The sequence below is a fragment of the Microbulbifer mangrovi genome, from assembly GCF_002009015.1.
Taxonomy (GTDB): domain Bacteria; phylum Pseudomonadota; class Gammaproteobacteria; order Pseudomonadales; family Cellvibrionaceae; genus Microbulbifer; species Microbulbifer mangrovi.
In genome coordinates this window covers 1-14,235 of record NZ_LZDE01000243.1, presented here as the reverse complement: position 1 = coordinate 14,235, position 14,235 = coordinate 1, and the positions used below count along the sequence as shown (strand labels likewise).

The 14,235-nt window shown below is 56.8% G+C and carries 14 protein-coding genes; 7 read left to right on the top strand and 7 right to left on the bottom strand.

All coding sequences use genetic code 11. The features are described 5' to 3' along the window. The 3 genes from B4U49_RS19445 to B4U49_RS03955 all read left to right on the top strand — a co-directional run. Positions 1 to 119 (top strand): DUF3604 domain-containing protein (locus tag B4U49_RS19445; RefSeq protein WP_143735517.1); only part of this gene is annotated, 119 nt, incomplete at its 5' end. A gap of 39 nt (positions 120 to 158) precedes the next feature. After that, complete coding sequence (locus B4U49_RS03960) at positions 159 to 1,040, top strand: peptidyl-prolyl cis-trans isomerase (protein WP_078083275.1); 882 nt, start codon at positions 159 to 161, stop codon at positions 1,038 to 1,040. Then, positions 1,037 to 2,080 carry a HupE/UreJ family protein gene (locus B4U49_RS03955; RefSeq protein WP_078083274.1) on the top strand — a complete coding sequence of 348 codons (1,044 nt, stop codon included), beginning with the start codon at positions 1,037 to 1,039 and terminating at the stop codon, positions 2,078 to 2,080. The genes B4U49_RS03960 and B4U49_RS03955 overlap by 4 nt, the downstream gene beginning before the upstream one ends. A 21-nt stretch (positions 2,081 to 2,101) precedes the next feature. Here B4U49_RS03955 and B4U49_RS03950 read toward each other — a convergent pair whose 3' ends face one another. Continuing rightward, on the bottom strand, positions 2,102 to 3,115 hold the full coding sequence (locus B4U49_RS03950) for a helix-turn-helix transcriptional regulator (protein ID WP_078083273.1): 1,014 nt from the start codon (positions 3,113 to 3,115) through the stop codon (positions 2,102 to 2,104). 193 nt (positions 3,116 to 3,308) lie between these two features. On the opposite strand from B4U49_RS03950, the gene B4U49_RS03945 reads away from it, so the two are divergent. From B4U49_RS03945 to B4U49_RS03930, 4 genes are all read left to right on the top strand, one after another. Beyond that, positions 3,309 to 3,854 (top strand): 2,4'-dihydroxyacetophenone dioxygenase family protein, encoded by a 546-nt coding sequence (locus tag B4U49_RS03945; protein ID WP_239692465.1) that lies wholly within the window; start codon positions 3,309 to 3,311, stop codon positions 3,852 to 3,854. Between the two features lie 50 nt (positions 3,855 to 3,904). Beyond that, positions 3,905 to 4,744 carry an SDR family NAD(P)-dependent oxidoreductase gene (locus B4U49_RS03940; RefSeq protein ID WP_078083272.1) on the top strand — a complete coding sequence of 280 codons (840 nt, stop codon included), beginning with the start codon at positions 3,905 to 3,907 and terminating at the stop codon, positions 4,742 to 4,744. 151 nt (positions 4,745 to 4,895) lie between these two features. Next, positions 4,896 to 6,470 carry an AMP-binding protein gene (locus tag B4U49_RS03935; protein ID WP_078083277.1) on the top strand — a complete coding sequence of 525 codons (1,575 nt, stop codon included), beginning with the start codon at positions 4,896 to 4,898 and terminating at the stop codon, positions 6,468 to 6,470. 263 nt (positions 6,471 to 6,733) lie between these two features. Then, entirely contained in the window at positions 6,734 to 8,221 is a 1,488-nt protein-coding gene (locus tag B4U49_RS03930) for a phospholipase D family protein (protein WP_143735516.1), read from the top strand. A gap of 6 nt (positions 8,222 to 8,227) precedes the next feature. Here B4U49_RS03930 and B4U49_RS18805 read toward each other — a convergent pair whose 3' ends face one another. The 6 genes from B4U49_RS18805 to B4U49_RS03900 form a co-directional block, all read right to left on the bottom strand. Beyond that, on the bottom strand, positions 8,228 to 8,782 hold the full coding sequence (locus B4U49_RS18805; RefSeq protein WP_143735515.1) for a hypothetical protein: 555 nt from the start codon (positions 8,780 to 8,782) through the stop codon (positions 8,228 to 8,230). Next, positions 8,775 to 9,578, bottom strand: a complete 804-nt coding sequence (locus B4U49_RS03920) for a DUF2092 domain-containing protein (RefSeq protein WP_078083269.1) — start codon at positions 9,576 to 9,578, stop codon at positions 8,775 to 8,777. Before B4U49_RS03920 ends, B4U49_RS18805 begins: the two co-directional genes overlap by 8 nt. 123 nt (positions 9,579 to 9,701) lie before the next feature. Next, complete coding sequence (locus B4U49_RS03915) at positions 9,702 to 10,490, bottom strand: hypothetical protein (protein ID WP_078083268.1); 789 nt, start codon at positions 10,488 to 10,490, stop codon at positions 9,702 to 9,704. Between the two features lie 250 nt (positions 10,491 to 10,740). Further along, positions 10,741 to 11,631, bottom strand: a complete 891-nt coding sequence (locus B4U49_RS03910; RefSeq protein WP_078083267.1) for a DegV family protein — start codon at positions 11,629 to 11,631, stop codon at positions 10,741 to 10,743. A gap of 148 nt (positions 11,632 to 11,779) precedes the next feature. After that, positions 11,780 to 12,691 (bottom strand): DUF4380 domain-containing protein, encoded by a 912-nt coding sequence (locus B4U49_RS03905; protein WP_078083266.1) that lies wholly within the window; start codon positions 12,689 to 12,691, stop codon positions 11,780 to 11,782. A 3-nt stretch (positions 12,692 to 12,694) separates the two neighbouring features. Beyond that, positions 12,695 to 14,235 (bottom strand): putative glycoside hydrolase (locus tag B4U49_RS03900; protein WP_143735514.1); only part of this gene is annotated, 1,541 nt, incomplete at its 5' end.

Genomic DNA, 14,235 nt, shown 5'->3' with positions numbered 1-14,235 from the left:
CGCGCTGGTCCACCTACGATGCCAAGGCACTGGGGCGTAAACCCCGCGAAGACCTTCCGGTATCGATTCAGGAGCGCGCCTGGAGTTCACCCATCTGGTACACGCCGCAAGCGCGGTGATTTATCGAATGGGTTGTTGACGGTAATCGAGTGGTTGATATGAATTTGAAAAAAGTCCCATTGCTGCGCGACCCCCTGCTGCACTTCGCTTTGATTGGCGGCTTGCTGTTCGCCATTGATGGTCTGTTTGGCGGTGACGCAGACGCGGAAGAGATCGCGATTACGCCAAGCCGGATCGAGCACCTTGCGGCAGTGTTTGAGCGAAGCTGGCAGCGCCCGCCGAGCGATGAGGAAATGCAGAAGCTGGTGGACAACTTCGTGCGCGAGGAAGTGCTTTACCGCGAGGCACTGAAGCTGGGCCTGGAGGCGGACGACACGGTAATTCGCCGGCGCTTGCGGCTGAAAATGGAATTCCTCGCGCGGGATCTGGTGGACGCGGTGGAGCCAGAAACAGAAGTACTGCAAAAGTTCTATCGGGACAACGGCGATCGCTATCAGCTTCCGGCGCGGGTGAGCTTCCGTCAGATTTATTTTAATGATGATCGACGGGCTGAACCTGAGCAGGATGCGGAGATGGCCCTTGCCGCGCTGGCCGATGGAGCGGAATGGGCGACCACCGGCGACAGTCACTTGTTGCCGCGACAGTTCACTCAGGCCTCATTGGAAGAAGTGAATAAACAACTGGGTACTGGATTCGCTGAAGAGTTGCTTGACCAGCCTCGGGGGCAGTGGGTAGGCCCCGTGCATTCAGAATACGGCGTGCATCTCGTATTCGTTGAGGAATACACCGCGCAGGCCAGCGCGGATTTTGCCAGTGTGCAGTCGCAGGTGCTGCGTGACTGGCAGGCGCAAGCGCACGGCGATGCACTGGAGAGCCAGTATCGCCAATTGCGCCAAGGCTATCGTGTACGTATGGACGTTGATCCCGGTGTACGGCAGCTTGCCAGCGCTGAACCCGCAGATGAGGTGGCTGCGCGATGAAAGCGAAGCTGTTGCAGCTGTTGTTTTTACTGGCGGTTATGGCGAGTGTCGTGATGGCCAATAACAGTTTGGCCCACGAATTGCGCCCGGCCTATCTGCAGTTGACACAGCAGACGCCGCAGGTATTCGATGTGGTGTGGCGGGTGCCCGCGCGCGGTCAGATGAAACTGTCTCTGGATGTAAAGTTTCAGGGCGATGTCGTTGTTGGCAATCGCAGCATCGGTGGTTTGGGCAACGGTATGTATAGCGAGCGCTGGCGAATTGAGAGCCCTGCTGGCTTGGCTGGCGCCACGGTGGTGGTGGCCGGGCTCGAGCAGACAATGACCGATGTGCTGATGCGCGTGACGTGGCTCGATGGGCGTGAGCAGGTTATGCGACTGGTGCCGGAAAATCCCCGGTACCAGTTTTCCGCAAATGCGGGCGAAGCTGCGGACGGCTGGTTCGCGACCTATTTTGTGTTGGGAGTGGAGCACATTCTGCTGGGGATCGACCACCTGCTGTTCGTACTGGTTTTGTTATTGCTGGTGAGTGGTTGGCGCTCCCTGGCAGTCACCATTTCCGCATTTACTCTTGCTCACAGTGTGACTCTCGCGCTGTCGGTACTGGGTGTGGTGTCGGTGCCACAGGTGCCGGTGGAAGCGGTGATTGCTCTGAGTATTGTTTTTGTTGCCAGCGAGATTCTGCTCAAGCAGCGGGGGCGCTCGACGCTGGCGATTCGCTACCCCTGGGCAGTGGCCCTGGGGTTCGGATTGCTACACGGCCTGGGTTTCGCCGGAGCACTTGCAGATATCGGTGTGCCGCAGCAGGCAATTGCCGGTTCGCTACTGGCGTTCAATCTGGGTGTGGAAGCTGGTCAGGTGCTGTTTATTGGCCTGGTGGCGGCACTGATGTGGCTGGTACGCCAGTTGTTTGAATACGCCCGGGTACCTGCATCGAGAATTTTGGCTACCGGGGCTACTGCAACGCTGGTGCTGGTCTATGTTATTGGCGGTACCGCAAGTTGGTGGCTGTTTGATCGGACGGCAGCACTGTTTACATAACGAGCGGGGAAGACCCGCCAGTTATATGCTGCTGACGTCGGCTTGGCGCTGGGTTTTCCACTTACTGGGTGACATCCCTGTCCAGCGTTTGAAGTTGCGGCTAAATATGGCGACATCCGCATAGCCCAGATTGAGCGCCAGGTCGGTAATACTGAGCTGGCCGTGCTGCAGGTTACGCATGGCAATTTCCATGCGGGTTTTTTGCAATAAGTCCCGGAATGAAGTGGTGTCCTGCTGTAGCTTTTTCTGCAAGACCCGCGGGTGGAGATTCAGCGCCGCAGCGACGCGCTCGATGCTGCACTCCCCACTGGGGAGCAGGTTACCGATGATATGGCAAACCTGTGCCTGCAGATTGCCGGGGTAGATGGCTTCCAGCAGCTGGATACGTTGCTGGAAATGCGCACGCAATAGCTGCTCGTCAAAGTGCGGTTTGCGCGACAGCCAGCTCAGCGGAAAGCTGACGCCGCCAAACTCGCTCTGGTACTCGATATGCTCGCGATAGGGCTCGGGCACATGGGATGTCGCTGAGGGTTTTGCTTGTGGCAGGTGCAGCTTGAGCGCACTGCCGGTACTGCCAACCATCTGTGCGACCAGGTTGAACGCCTGCCCGGCACTGAGCTGCATCAGCTGGGCCAGCCCGGTGGCGTTGGAGAAGTCGAAGTTGAGCTGCAGTTCCAGAGAATCCCCGCGGGGAGATTGCTGCACGTGTACGCCGTAGGCGTGCAGGTTGATGTGCTGGTTGGAGTAGCTCAGGGCGTCTGCCAGCGTCGGTTGCTGACGGATGGATAGACCGATCTCACCCAGGGCCAGCACGCTCTGTTCGGCGGCCAGGTTGAGGCAGAACAGCGGATCGCAACAGGTCTGCGCCGTGGCATCCAGCAGGTCGGCCAGGCGCGTGTAAGAGACGTAGGTATTTGGGTCGCGCAGCTGCGCGCTGCTCAAGCCGAATTGCTGGAGCAGGATGGTGGGGTTTTGCCCACACTGGGTGACCAGTTGTTCATAGCCTTCGATGGCGCCGCTGCGAATCAGGAACATGAGACTCTCGACCGGTGAGAGATTGATAGGTTCGCAAATAGTCAAATTGCGTTCGTAAAAAGTCAAGTTGAGAGTCGGCCAGCTTTCTAGACTGGGCAAGTTCCCTCGCGCCTAAATACAGGTTTGTGTTCGGGCCCGGAGGGCAGGGGGAAAACACAATAAAAACGATTAACTCAATTACTGGAGAATGGCGATGAGCGAATCTGCACGTGAAAACAAGACCCCGATCCTTGAGATGCTGGCCGCAATGCAAACCGGCGGCGTCGTTTCCCGCGATCACGCCCGCGAGGCGATCCTGATCCAAGAGGCGGATCTGCCCTGGGTTCCCCTGCCCGATGGTTCCCTGCTGCAGGTGCTGCACGTAGATTTGAACCAGAACCTTTGGGTGATCAAAAACAAATTCAAACCCGGCTTCTGTGTCGATACTCACTATCACACTGGCCCGGTATTCGCTGTGACCACCAAGGGCGAATGGTTCTATAAAGAGTACCCGGACAAGGTTAACAAGGCTGGCTCCTACCTGTTCGAGCCTGCGCACTCCGTACACACCCTCACCGTATCTGAAGACTGCACTGAAGATGCGGAAGTCTGGTTCGCGGTCTTCGGCAGTAACGTCAATATTGACGACGATGGCAACGTTACCAGTGTGCTCGACGCAAAAATGGTAATGACTGTATACCGCGCCTTGTGCGAAGCAGAAGGTAAAAGCTGCGAAAATATGATTGTCGTCGGCGAATAAGTCGTTTGATAAATAGCAAACAGGCTGCGAATAGCGTGAGGAGGCAATAAATGGCCAAGTGGAAATATGGCACGCCCAGAGTGGCGTTTTTATCCGGCGGTGGCAGTGGTATCGGTCTCAACCTGACTCGGGCACTTTTAGCCGACGGTGCTTCCGTGGCAATCTTCGACCTGAAGGTAGAGGATGCTCTACTGGAAGAGTTGCGCGGGCTTTGCAAGGCTGGCAGTGCCAATGTCGAACGCTTCGTGGTGGATATCACTGACCCGGTTGCGGTTGAACGCGTAATGGATGAAGCGGCGGCAACTCTCGGAAATCCCGATTTTGCTATCAATTGCGCCGGTATTCTGCGTACTGCGGTATTTACTGAAATGTCGTATGAGATGTTCGACCAGAGCATGCGTGTCAATCTGTATGGCAGTCGCAATTTTGCTGCCGGTGCCTTGAAACACATGCGTACCGGTGGTCATCTGGCTCTTATCGCATCGCTGGCGGGTATGTGTGGCAGCTACACCCACGGTGCCTACGCAACCTCGAAATTTGCCGTGGTGGGCCTGGCAGAAGTACTGCGTACCGAGCTGAAACCCGAAGGCATCGATGTTTCCGTCGTGTGTCCGGGAGAAATCTCCACGCCGATGCTGGAAGAGGAGCGCCGGGTGGGAAGCCCGGTGACCGAGGCACTCAACGAGTTCGCCGGTGTCTTGCCGGTTGAGGTTGCGGTGAATGGCATTCTCGACGGGTTGCGCAAACGCGAATTCATGATTACCCCGGGGTTCAAGGCAAGGCTTACCCGCTATCTGGCCCGCAGTCATACCTGGCTGTTCCGCCGGATTGTGGACAGCAAGGTGGCTAAAGCCCTGGTGCGCTTTAATGACCAGGCATCGGTAAAATAATTGGTTACTCGCTGGCAGATTGTCATTTAAATTACAAACTGGCACCGGGATACCATGATTTACTGCGGCACTAAACTCGGGTTTTAGTGTCGCAGTTGTTTGACCGCATTCCAAAACAATAAATATCGGAGCGATTATGGGAGATCAAAACATGCAAGTACGGGAAATGAGCCGGCAAGCGGCTAACCTGTCGGACTTTATCGGCCAGTGTCTGAAAAGGTTTCACGACAAGCCTGCCTATCACTGCCTCGGTCAGACCCTGACTTTTGGCGAAATTGATGAAAAGTCCCGACACCTCGCCCAGTGGCTGCAACATCACTGTGGCCTCCAGGCCGGCGACCGCATCGCCATTCAGCTGCCCAATATCACCCAGTACCCCATTGCCGCTTATGCCGCACTGCGTGCGGGCCTGGTAGTAGTGAATACCAACCCGCTGTATACGCCGCGGGAAATGCAGCATCAGTTTTCCGACTCCGGTGCCAAGGCACTGGTGATCCTGGCGGACTTCATCGGCAAGTTCGAAGAGATCAAAGATTCCACCCAGATCGAGCACGTACTGGTTACCGGTGCTGCGGACCTGCTGGGCAAGGCTGCCCCCGCACCTGAGGGCTATCACGGTTTTATTGACGCCCTGGAGCGCGGTGCAGCCTGCGCCGAGCTGGTAGAGAGCACTGCGACACGGGACGATATCGCGGTATTGCAGTACACCGGCGGCACTACCGGAGTGGCCAAGGGTGCGAGCCTGACGCATGCCAACCTGCTGGCGAATACCGACCAGATGCTGCAGCGCATCATGCAGCGCGGTAACGAAGGCGAAGAAATTTTTGTTTGCCCGCTGCCGCTGTATCACATCTACGCGTTTACCGTGAACATGCTGACGTTCTTCGGCATGGGCAGCATGAACGTATTGATTCCGAATCCGCGGGATATCGATGGTTTCGTGAAGATGATTACGCCGTTCCGCTTTACCGGAATTGCCGGTATCAACACGCTGTTCGTAGGACTGTGTCGCCACCCGGCCTTCAAACAGCTGGACTTCAGCGCACTGAAAATGACGTTCTCTGGCGGTACTGCGTTGACCAGCAGCGCGGCGGAGCTCTGGCACCAGGTCACGGGCTGCCCGGTTACCGAGGGATGGGGCCTGTCTGAGACCTCGCCAGTGATCTGCCTGAACGAATTCGACCGCGAAGAAATCGGCACCGTGGGTCCGGTCCTCGAGAATACCGAGGTACAGGTATGGGACGAAAACGGTAATCCATTGCCCCAGGGAGAAAGTGGTGAACTGGTGGTGCGTGGCCCGCAGGTGATGCAGGGTTACTGGAACCGTCCAGAGGAAACCGCCAAGGTCATGCACAATGGCTTCTTCCGCACCGGGGACATTGGCCTGATCCAGGACAACGGCAATATCCGCATCGTCGATCGCCTCAAGGACATGATCATCGTGTCCGGTTTCAATGTGTACCCGAACGAGGTGGAAGATGTGTTGTGCCGTCATCCGCAGGTGATTGAGGCGGCGGTGATCGGTGTTCCCAGCGAGCAGACCGGCGAGGCCGTATGTGCACACCTGGTAATCGACGGCGAGCTCGATGAGCAAGAGCTCATTGAATTCTGTCGCACACAGCTGACCGCCTACAAGGTACCCAAGCAGATCGTCATTCAGAGCGAGCTGCCGAAGTCTACGGTAGGTAAAATTCTGCGCAGGGAGCTCCGCGCGGAACCGGCTTGAAGCCAGAGCAACGCACGAAAACGCAGCCAGTGGCTGCGTTTTTTTTGCTCGTCACTTTCTACCGTCCTTGATCGATGAACGGCTAGACTGTAGGCAGTAGACCGACTTGCGTATTCCCGGATGAATGAAAACGGGGAATTCGGCGTCGGGTCGCCATCAGCAACTGTTTGTAAATCATGACTCCAGCACCCGTAGCCCTTTTGCTAAGCCTGATGTCGTTTTTGGCGCTGCTTTCGGGATGTGGAGATTCCACCGACACCGGAATGGCCGTACAAAATCGACCCGTCACAACCAGCCTGAAACCCGCCAGCGATTCCCGGCTAGCCGAGGGGATTCGCGATGCCGCGACGGGCAAGTCTGAAAAGTTGTCGGGCTTTTACCTGCTGGATGATGGGCTATCGGCCTTTGTCGCACGGGCGGTGTTGATTGAAGAGTCGACCGTCTCTCTTGACCTCAAGTACTACATCTACGAAGACGACAGTGTGGGGCGCCTGCTCACCAGTCTGCTGCTAAAGGCGGCAGATCGCGGAGTGCGCGTGCGCCTTCTGGTGGATGACCTCGGCACTCGTGTGGTCAATCCCTGGATTCTGGCATTGGATCGTCACCCGAATATGCAGATCCGGGTGTTCAACCCCGTTGAGGGACGTAGTGGGGTCAAGCGCGCGTTAGAACAGGCGGCTAACCTGGGGCGCATCAATCACCGCATGCACAACAAATTGCTGGTCGCTGATGGCTTGGCGATGATCACCGGTGGGCGCAACATTGCCGACGGTTATTTCTCCAAGTCTTCGGTGGAGTTTCTCGATGTGGATGTGCTGGCGATCGGCGAGGTACTGCCGCAGTCGGGACAGATCTTCGATAGCTACTGGAACAGCCTGGTTTCGGTGCAGGTATCCGAGCTGTTGATTGCCGATGATGATGCCCACACGCTCGAAGAGCTGCGCAAGCGGACCAAAAAGTTACTGAAGGATGAAGAGGGCAGCGAGTTTACCCGCGCCCTGGAGCAGTCCAGAATGGCTGCGGAGTTATCCAGTGGCAAGATTCCCTTCAACTGGGGCGAGGCTAAATTGCTCGCGGATCCGCCGCAAAAGGCACTGGGAGAGGACAATATTCCCAGGGAGGCATATCCTGGATTTCAGCTTGAGGAAATCATTCGCGACACCGAGGAGCGATTGAATATCAGTTCCGCGTATTTTATCCCCGGTGTGATCGGTGCGGATCTGTTTACCGGTCTGGAAAAACGGGGCGTCAGTGTGGGTATCCTGACCAATTCCCTCAGTAGCAATGACGTGGCCATTGTCCACGGTGCCTACGCCCGTTATCGCAAGCGCTTGCTACGGGGTGATGTCGATTTGTGGGAGTTACGCACTGTGGCGGGAGAGGAGCGGCGCAAGAAATGGTTTCGCGGTGATTCCAAGGCGACACTGCATGCAAAAACGTTTGTAATGGATCGCGACCTTGGATTCGTCGGCTCGATCAATCTCGATGGCCGTTCACTTCTGCAAAATACCGAAATCGGCTTGTTGATGGAAAATGCCGAGATCAATCAACAGTTGCACGAATTATTTGGTGAGTGGGTCGCGCCCGATTCGGCTTGGGCAGTGAAGTTATCCGATTCGGGAAAACTCGAGTGGCATGCGGAGGATGAAGACGGTAAGGCGATCGTCGAGCACAAGGATCCGGAAACGACGCTCTGGCAGCGGATACTGTCCTGGCTACTTTCCTGGTTGCCGATCGAATCACAGATCTGAGCTCGCTCAGGGCGTCGGTACCACCTCGTACACCACTTGGGTGCCCGCATAGCTGGGACGATACCAGGTGCCACTGCATTCCTCGTAGGCTACACCATTAACCTCGCGTTCTACGCACTCACTCGGCAAGCTGTAAACCATTGCTCCGACGGCGGCACCGGTAGCCATACCGGCCCAGTATCCCGGTGCGGGATAGGGCCAGTAATGTCCGTGATGATGATCATGATGTTTGTCGTCGCCGCCTCTATGGTCACCGCCGCCCTCGTGGGGAGGGCGATGCTCTGGGCGGGGACCGTGATAGGGTGGAACCCGATGAATATCGCCTCCCATCGGTCGATCGGGACGTACGGGGTGCATTGGTTGAATAGGCCCTTTGGGACGCAGTCCCATGCCACCGGCAAATCCCGGGTGTATATTCATGCGCGGACCGCTGAAGTGACCCCCACCGAAACCTGGGCGCGCGAGTGATTGCGTTGCGGGCCACAGCAGGGTTATGGTCGCCAACCCGATACACAGGGTCTTGCCAAGGGCTGCATGCCTGGAGAATTGGCGGTTACTCATTTCCATTCTCCTCGGCATCACTGCCTTGTACAGGTTTCAGTTGTTTAAACGGGATCTTGCGGAACCCCTTGTCCATCTTGGGCGTGAACAGACTGTCATTGAGTGAGGTCCGGTCGTTCCATTTGATGGTTGCGGTAAAACGGGGCTGCCCATAGGCGTGGTAGCTGACCGTGGAAATTTTCAGCGGTAGTGGGTCATCTCCCTGAGTGACCCACGCTTCCCAGTCCATTTGGGGGCCGCGAAATGCCCAGTGGTCAACGGTTTTTCCCTGTAATGTGGACTCGCCGATATACACGGCGCTTTCCACGTTTAGCGTTTGGCCGTCTTTCGCTCCCCACCCGATCAGATCCACCAGGGGAATTTCCAGCCCATAATTTTGCGCGGCGCTCATGAGCGCTTCTATGGACGAAGTTCTGGCTTCGATGATGCCGTAGTATTTTTCATTCGGAGAAATGATCGTCAGCTGTTCGCCATCGTGGTAGATGAGTCGGCTAATACTATCCGTCTCGAGTTTCACCAGCAGTTGGTTGGGACGTTTGAAGTAAACGTGGGTGGTACCGGCAATCTGGATTTTTTGTCCGTTGTCGAGTACCACATCGGAAGTGAGCTCGGTTTCATAAGTGAGGCGGGACTTTCCTGACAGATGCTTTTCCAGACTGCGAATAATCTTGATGGCTTCGGCAGTTGCGTCCTCACTGACCGGATTTTGCTGTGTGTCTTGCGCGGTGACCGATGATGTCCAGAGTACCTGGCTGGCGACCGTGAAACACAGGAGCATAAGTTTCAGATGTTTCATGGGTGAACCCGCTCCTTTTTTACGTCCTTTCTCACACTACAAACTAAACCGATTCGAGAAAAATTCAGTGTTGACTGCGTGCTATGCGTCTGGCCAACAAAAAACTTTGTCAGGAGTCCGTGTCTATTTGGGGAATAGCATGATCCAGTTCATGCGGAATCCCCAGTCCTGGGAGCCAGTGGCCGGGCTTTCTGCGTAGTAGCGGGGGCCTGCCTGAACTTGATAGGTCTGTTTGCCGACCTTGAAAACTTTTGCCACGAGAAAATGTACCGGCACATTCCACTGTTCGGTCTCCCAGTCGTAAGTGGATTCTGTCTGTAGTGTAAATGTCCAGGATTTAGGCGTGTTGTAGGCGAGGAAGGGTTGTACAAAGGTGCTGTTCACATCGGCGCGGTTGTCATCACCGGCGAATGACCAGATATGGTTCACCAGGCTACCGATGGTCCAGGGGCCTGTCTGCTTTAGCACTACCCCGGTGGGTCCCGCGCCCCATTTCTCCGTACCCAGTAACGGTTCGGTGCCGGTTGGCACGAGGAATACCGGGCCGATACCCCAGGTAATGCCACCAGACGTGGGCTCCTTGGGGGAGAAAAATGCGCTCTGCACAGTATCGCCAAGACCGGTTTGATCGCCGCTGCCGGGGAAAATATTTTCCTGATTCATCACCGGCAAAATCGTGCGGCTGATCAGGTTCCATTCTTCGTTAATGGAAATGGGGATGACCGGCTGGATATTCAGGGTGAAGCGGCGACCACCTTCGGTGGGGCCGACGCGATTGTCCCAATTGTACTGAAAGGGCACACTGATCAGGTCAGCAACCGGGTTACTCAGCTTTTTGGCAAGATCTTCAGCGGCGCTGGATGCAGAGCTGAACAGCGCCAACAGCAGAATGGCACAAAAATTTCGGTACATGCTTTCCACCTTGTAAGGGGTACTACGGAAAATCTTTCTTTAGTCTAGATGTACCGTGATCCTAATGTTCTCCGGTGTCGTGGCTATCGACGCACGCTGGGAATTAGGAAGGATCAAACGACAGTTTTCGGGAGGCAGGGCAGGGGGATGATGCTGGAGGAAAGTCAGCCAGTATCTGAAGAGAGGATATCGGGGAATCGCGCGGCGGGCGCAACATGGCGCCCACCACGAGTCTGGATTACCTGCAGGCTTACTTACTGGCCATCGCAAGAGCGACGGTTCCAGGACCTAGGTTGATACCACCAGAGAGGCTCATTACCGAGCGGTAAAGTTTGACCTTGTGTGCCTCGGCGACTTTTTCGAGTTCCTTGAACCCCGGAGTCAGGTCTAAATCTTTCAGGGGACCGGCAATGCTCACCACGATGGCCGGCATCAGCAGTCCACCTGCCTGGATTTTTTCCGCAGCCAGTTCAAACAGGCGGCGGGTGCACCCGTCGTAGGTCTTGACGGTATCAGCTACGGTAGACCCTTCGTAGGTCATGGCTACGATCGGGTGGAGGCTGAGTGATCTGGCCATAAACGCCTTCAACCAGCTCACGCTTTTTTCATTTTTCTGGCGGCCGCGCTCGCGCAGGTAATACACATCCTGGATCGCGGCATAGCCGACGATTTTGCGTCCGAACTCTTCCGCGCGGGACTTGATCTGCGCTCCCGTCAAACCCTTGTGAATCAGTGACAGGGTGTACAGTGCTAGCAACCCCTGACCTGAAAACAGGGTATGGGAATCAACGGTGTGGATATGCACCGAGTCGTTGCCCAGCTTGCGAGCGACGTTCTGTGCATTGTTGTAAGTGGGGCTATTGGCGGCATTGATGGTCTGGACCACGATGTCCTTTTGCCCCTGCTGAATCAGCTTGGTAATGACCTGCTCGATCTCGGGTTCCCCGGCGGGGCCGGAATTGACCACCCGGGAGCGATCTACCAGGGAGCGGGAGTAAAAGTGGTTCATCTGCGCAGGGTTGCGCTGGTCCCCGAACATGTCTTTGCCCACACTGATACTGTGGGGCAATACGGGAACCCGGTACTTTCGCAGGAATTCGTCGGGAAGATCGCAGCCGGAATCGACAACTAACTGAACCATGGGATACCTCTTATTCTGTGGTTCAATGTCGGAAAACTGCTGACAAATTTAGCACTTTGTCACAATTTGCGACAGCACCAATCTGGCGCTGTCGGCTTACAAGTTGTGACTGTTTAGTCGAATGTTACTTGCTGGAAATGCAGTGCGATCAGTGTTGCGACAGCTGCTCGACTTGCGTACGGACAAAATCCAGCAGGGCTGGGGAGCCGCTTCGGATTTCAATGTCTTCCGGCAGTTCAGTGACCAGCCATTCCACGGACCAGTCCATTCCCTCACCACCCTTGAGGCTGCGGGCGGCACTCTGTACTTCCAGCTCCAGGAATGGCAGCTCACCGCTCAGGTACAGCTCGATATCCCCCTCGCCGGTCGCCATATCGCGGCTGGAAACCTTCGGGTAAATCTTCAAATACAACAGTTGATCTACCGCGTACGCCAGCCAGCCCTCTGTTCCGTTGGCAACCACCTTGCCTTCGACCAGTGGGGCGCCGGCTTCCATCGGGAGCCAAAGGGTGTCGTCTTCCAGCTCGTAGGCCACCCGACCGCGCACGGTTTTGACACTATCCGTGGACACCGGGGCGAACGCTAGCCCTCTGTTCGGCACCCGGGTGATTTCCCAGGCGGCAATTTCCGGAAAGTCTTTTTGGGTGTCGATACGGTAGTGCATGGTGGCGCTCTGCCCGCTGTTCAGGATGACCGTTTTGCTCACCCGGGCACCGGCGCCGAAGGCACTGGAAAGAGTTGCGGTCTCCATAGAATGGGAGGACACCGTATACGGTGCGGTGTCGTGTTCGGGGATTGGCGGCCAGTCCCACAGGGTTTGCGGGCTCAGCCAGAAGGTAGAGCCGAAGCTGTTTTCGCCCGGTTGTGGCACTGCCAAAAGGTCGCGATCCCGGTACCAGAGCTCGGTGATACGCCCGCCGTATTCCGGGTCCAGTGCCAGCGTCAGGGAGTCCTTGCTCAGCCGGATGGCGGTGTCTTCGACGGCGCCGGCGGGGGCCGCCAGCAGGGCAGATAGGCCAAGGACTGCGGATGTGTTTCTCAGTATTTGTGTAACCATCATGTCTCAGCCCCCGCAGCGAATTTGTGCCCGTTCACCCGCGCCGGGAACGAACTTGATATTTGCCACCGCCATGGCGAGCTTGCCCTCAGTTTGGAATGACAGGCCCTGGGATACCCGGGAAAAATCTGCACCGGCGTTGGCAAAACACTGCAGGTCGATGGAGATCTCAGACCAGTCTCCCTGTGGCAGGGCGGCCAGTGCCTGTTGTAGCGGCAGCGAGCCGTTGCAGTTATCGCCATCGCAGGCAATGCCGGCAAATACTGGAGCTTCGGGTGCCTGATCCACGCGGATATCCATGGTGAGCGCGGATCCCTCCTCGAGATAGCGGCTCAGGTCCTGGGGTTTTTGTGTCTGCAGCAAAACACGGCCGGCGCGCAGGCCCTTCCAGGTGAGCGCGCGAGCGTCTTCCTGGGAGAGCATGTCGATGGAGGCCACGGTAACGTTGTCGTCGGCGCTGCTGGCGAGATTGCCGCTGACCCAGAGCGGGGCCTGTTCACTGTCGGCAATAAACAGTTTCCACGGGGCGCGGGGGCGGGACACCATCAGCCAGGCGTCCTCGAGCTTGCCGTCGACATAGGATTCACCATCTTCGCTCAGTTTGTTAGCAGCCAGGCGCTCGCTGCCCAGGCTTTCACTGCGGTAATCGAGCCCGTAGCCGTAGGCGAACAGCGGAGCATAGTGTTCATCGTCGCGGTTGATAACGGTCTGATGTACCTGCTCCGGCCAGCTGAAGGACAGGCGTCCGGTAAAGTCGAAGCGCTTTTTCCCATCGCCATCGGTGAGGATGACGTCTGCTACCCCGGCACCCTCGGAGCCCGGCAGCCACGCAGCCACAAAAGCGTCTGAAAGGTTCATTTCCTTGTTGACCCACAGTGGGCGGCCGGACAGGAATACGCTGACCACCGGGATATCCTGTGCTTTCAGTTTTTGCAGCAGTTCCTGGTCTTGCTTGCTGCCCAGCTGGAATTCAATACTGGCCAGGTCGCCGTGCCACTCCGCGTAGGGATCTTCTCCGTACACCACAATGGCGACGTCGGGCTTGGCGGCGTCGCCGAAGGCCCCGGCGGGAATATCGCCGTTCTCACTCAACACCACATGACCACCGGCCGCGTCCACCGCCTGTTTGATGCCGGTGTAAATGGAAGTGGCACCCGGGAAATCTTCCGCGGTATTGCCTGTCCCCTGCCAGGAGATGGTCCAGCCACCACTTTGCTTGGAAATATTGTCGGCGCCGTCACCCGCTACCAGGATATTTTTACGCGCATCTACCGGCAGAAGTTCGCCGTTATTTTTCAGCAATACCAGGGACTTGCGCACGGCCTCGCGGGCGATGGCGCGGTGCTCCGGACTGCCGAGAACGCCGGTCTTGCCCGCCAGTGGGCGGTCGCGCTCGAACAGGCCGGCGCGGAGCTTGACCCGCAGTATGCGGCTTACCGCATCGTCGATACGGCTCATGGGAATCTCGTCATTCTTGACCTGGGCGATGGTGTTTTCGAGTAGCGCCTTCCACTCGGCGGTGATCATAAACATGTCGAGGCCGGCAT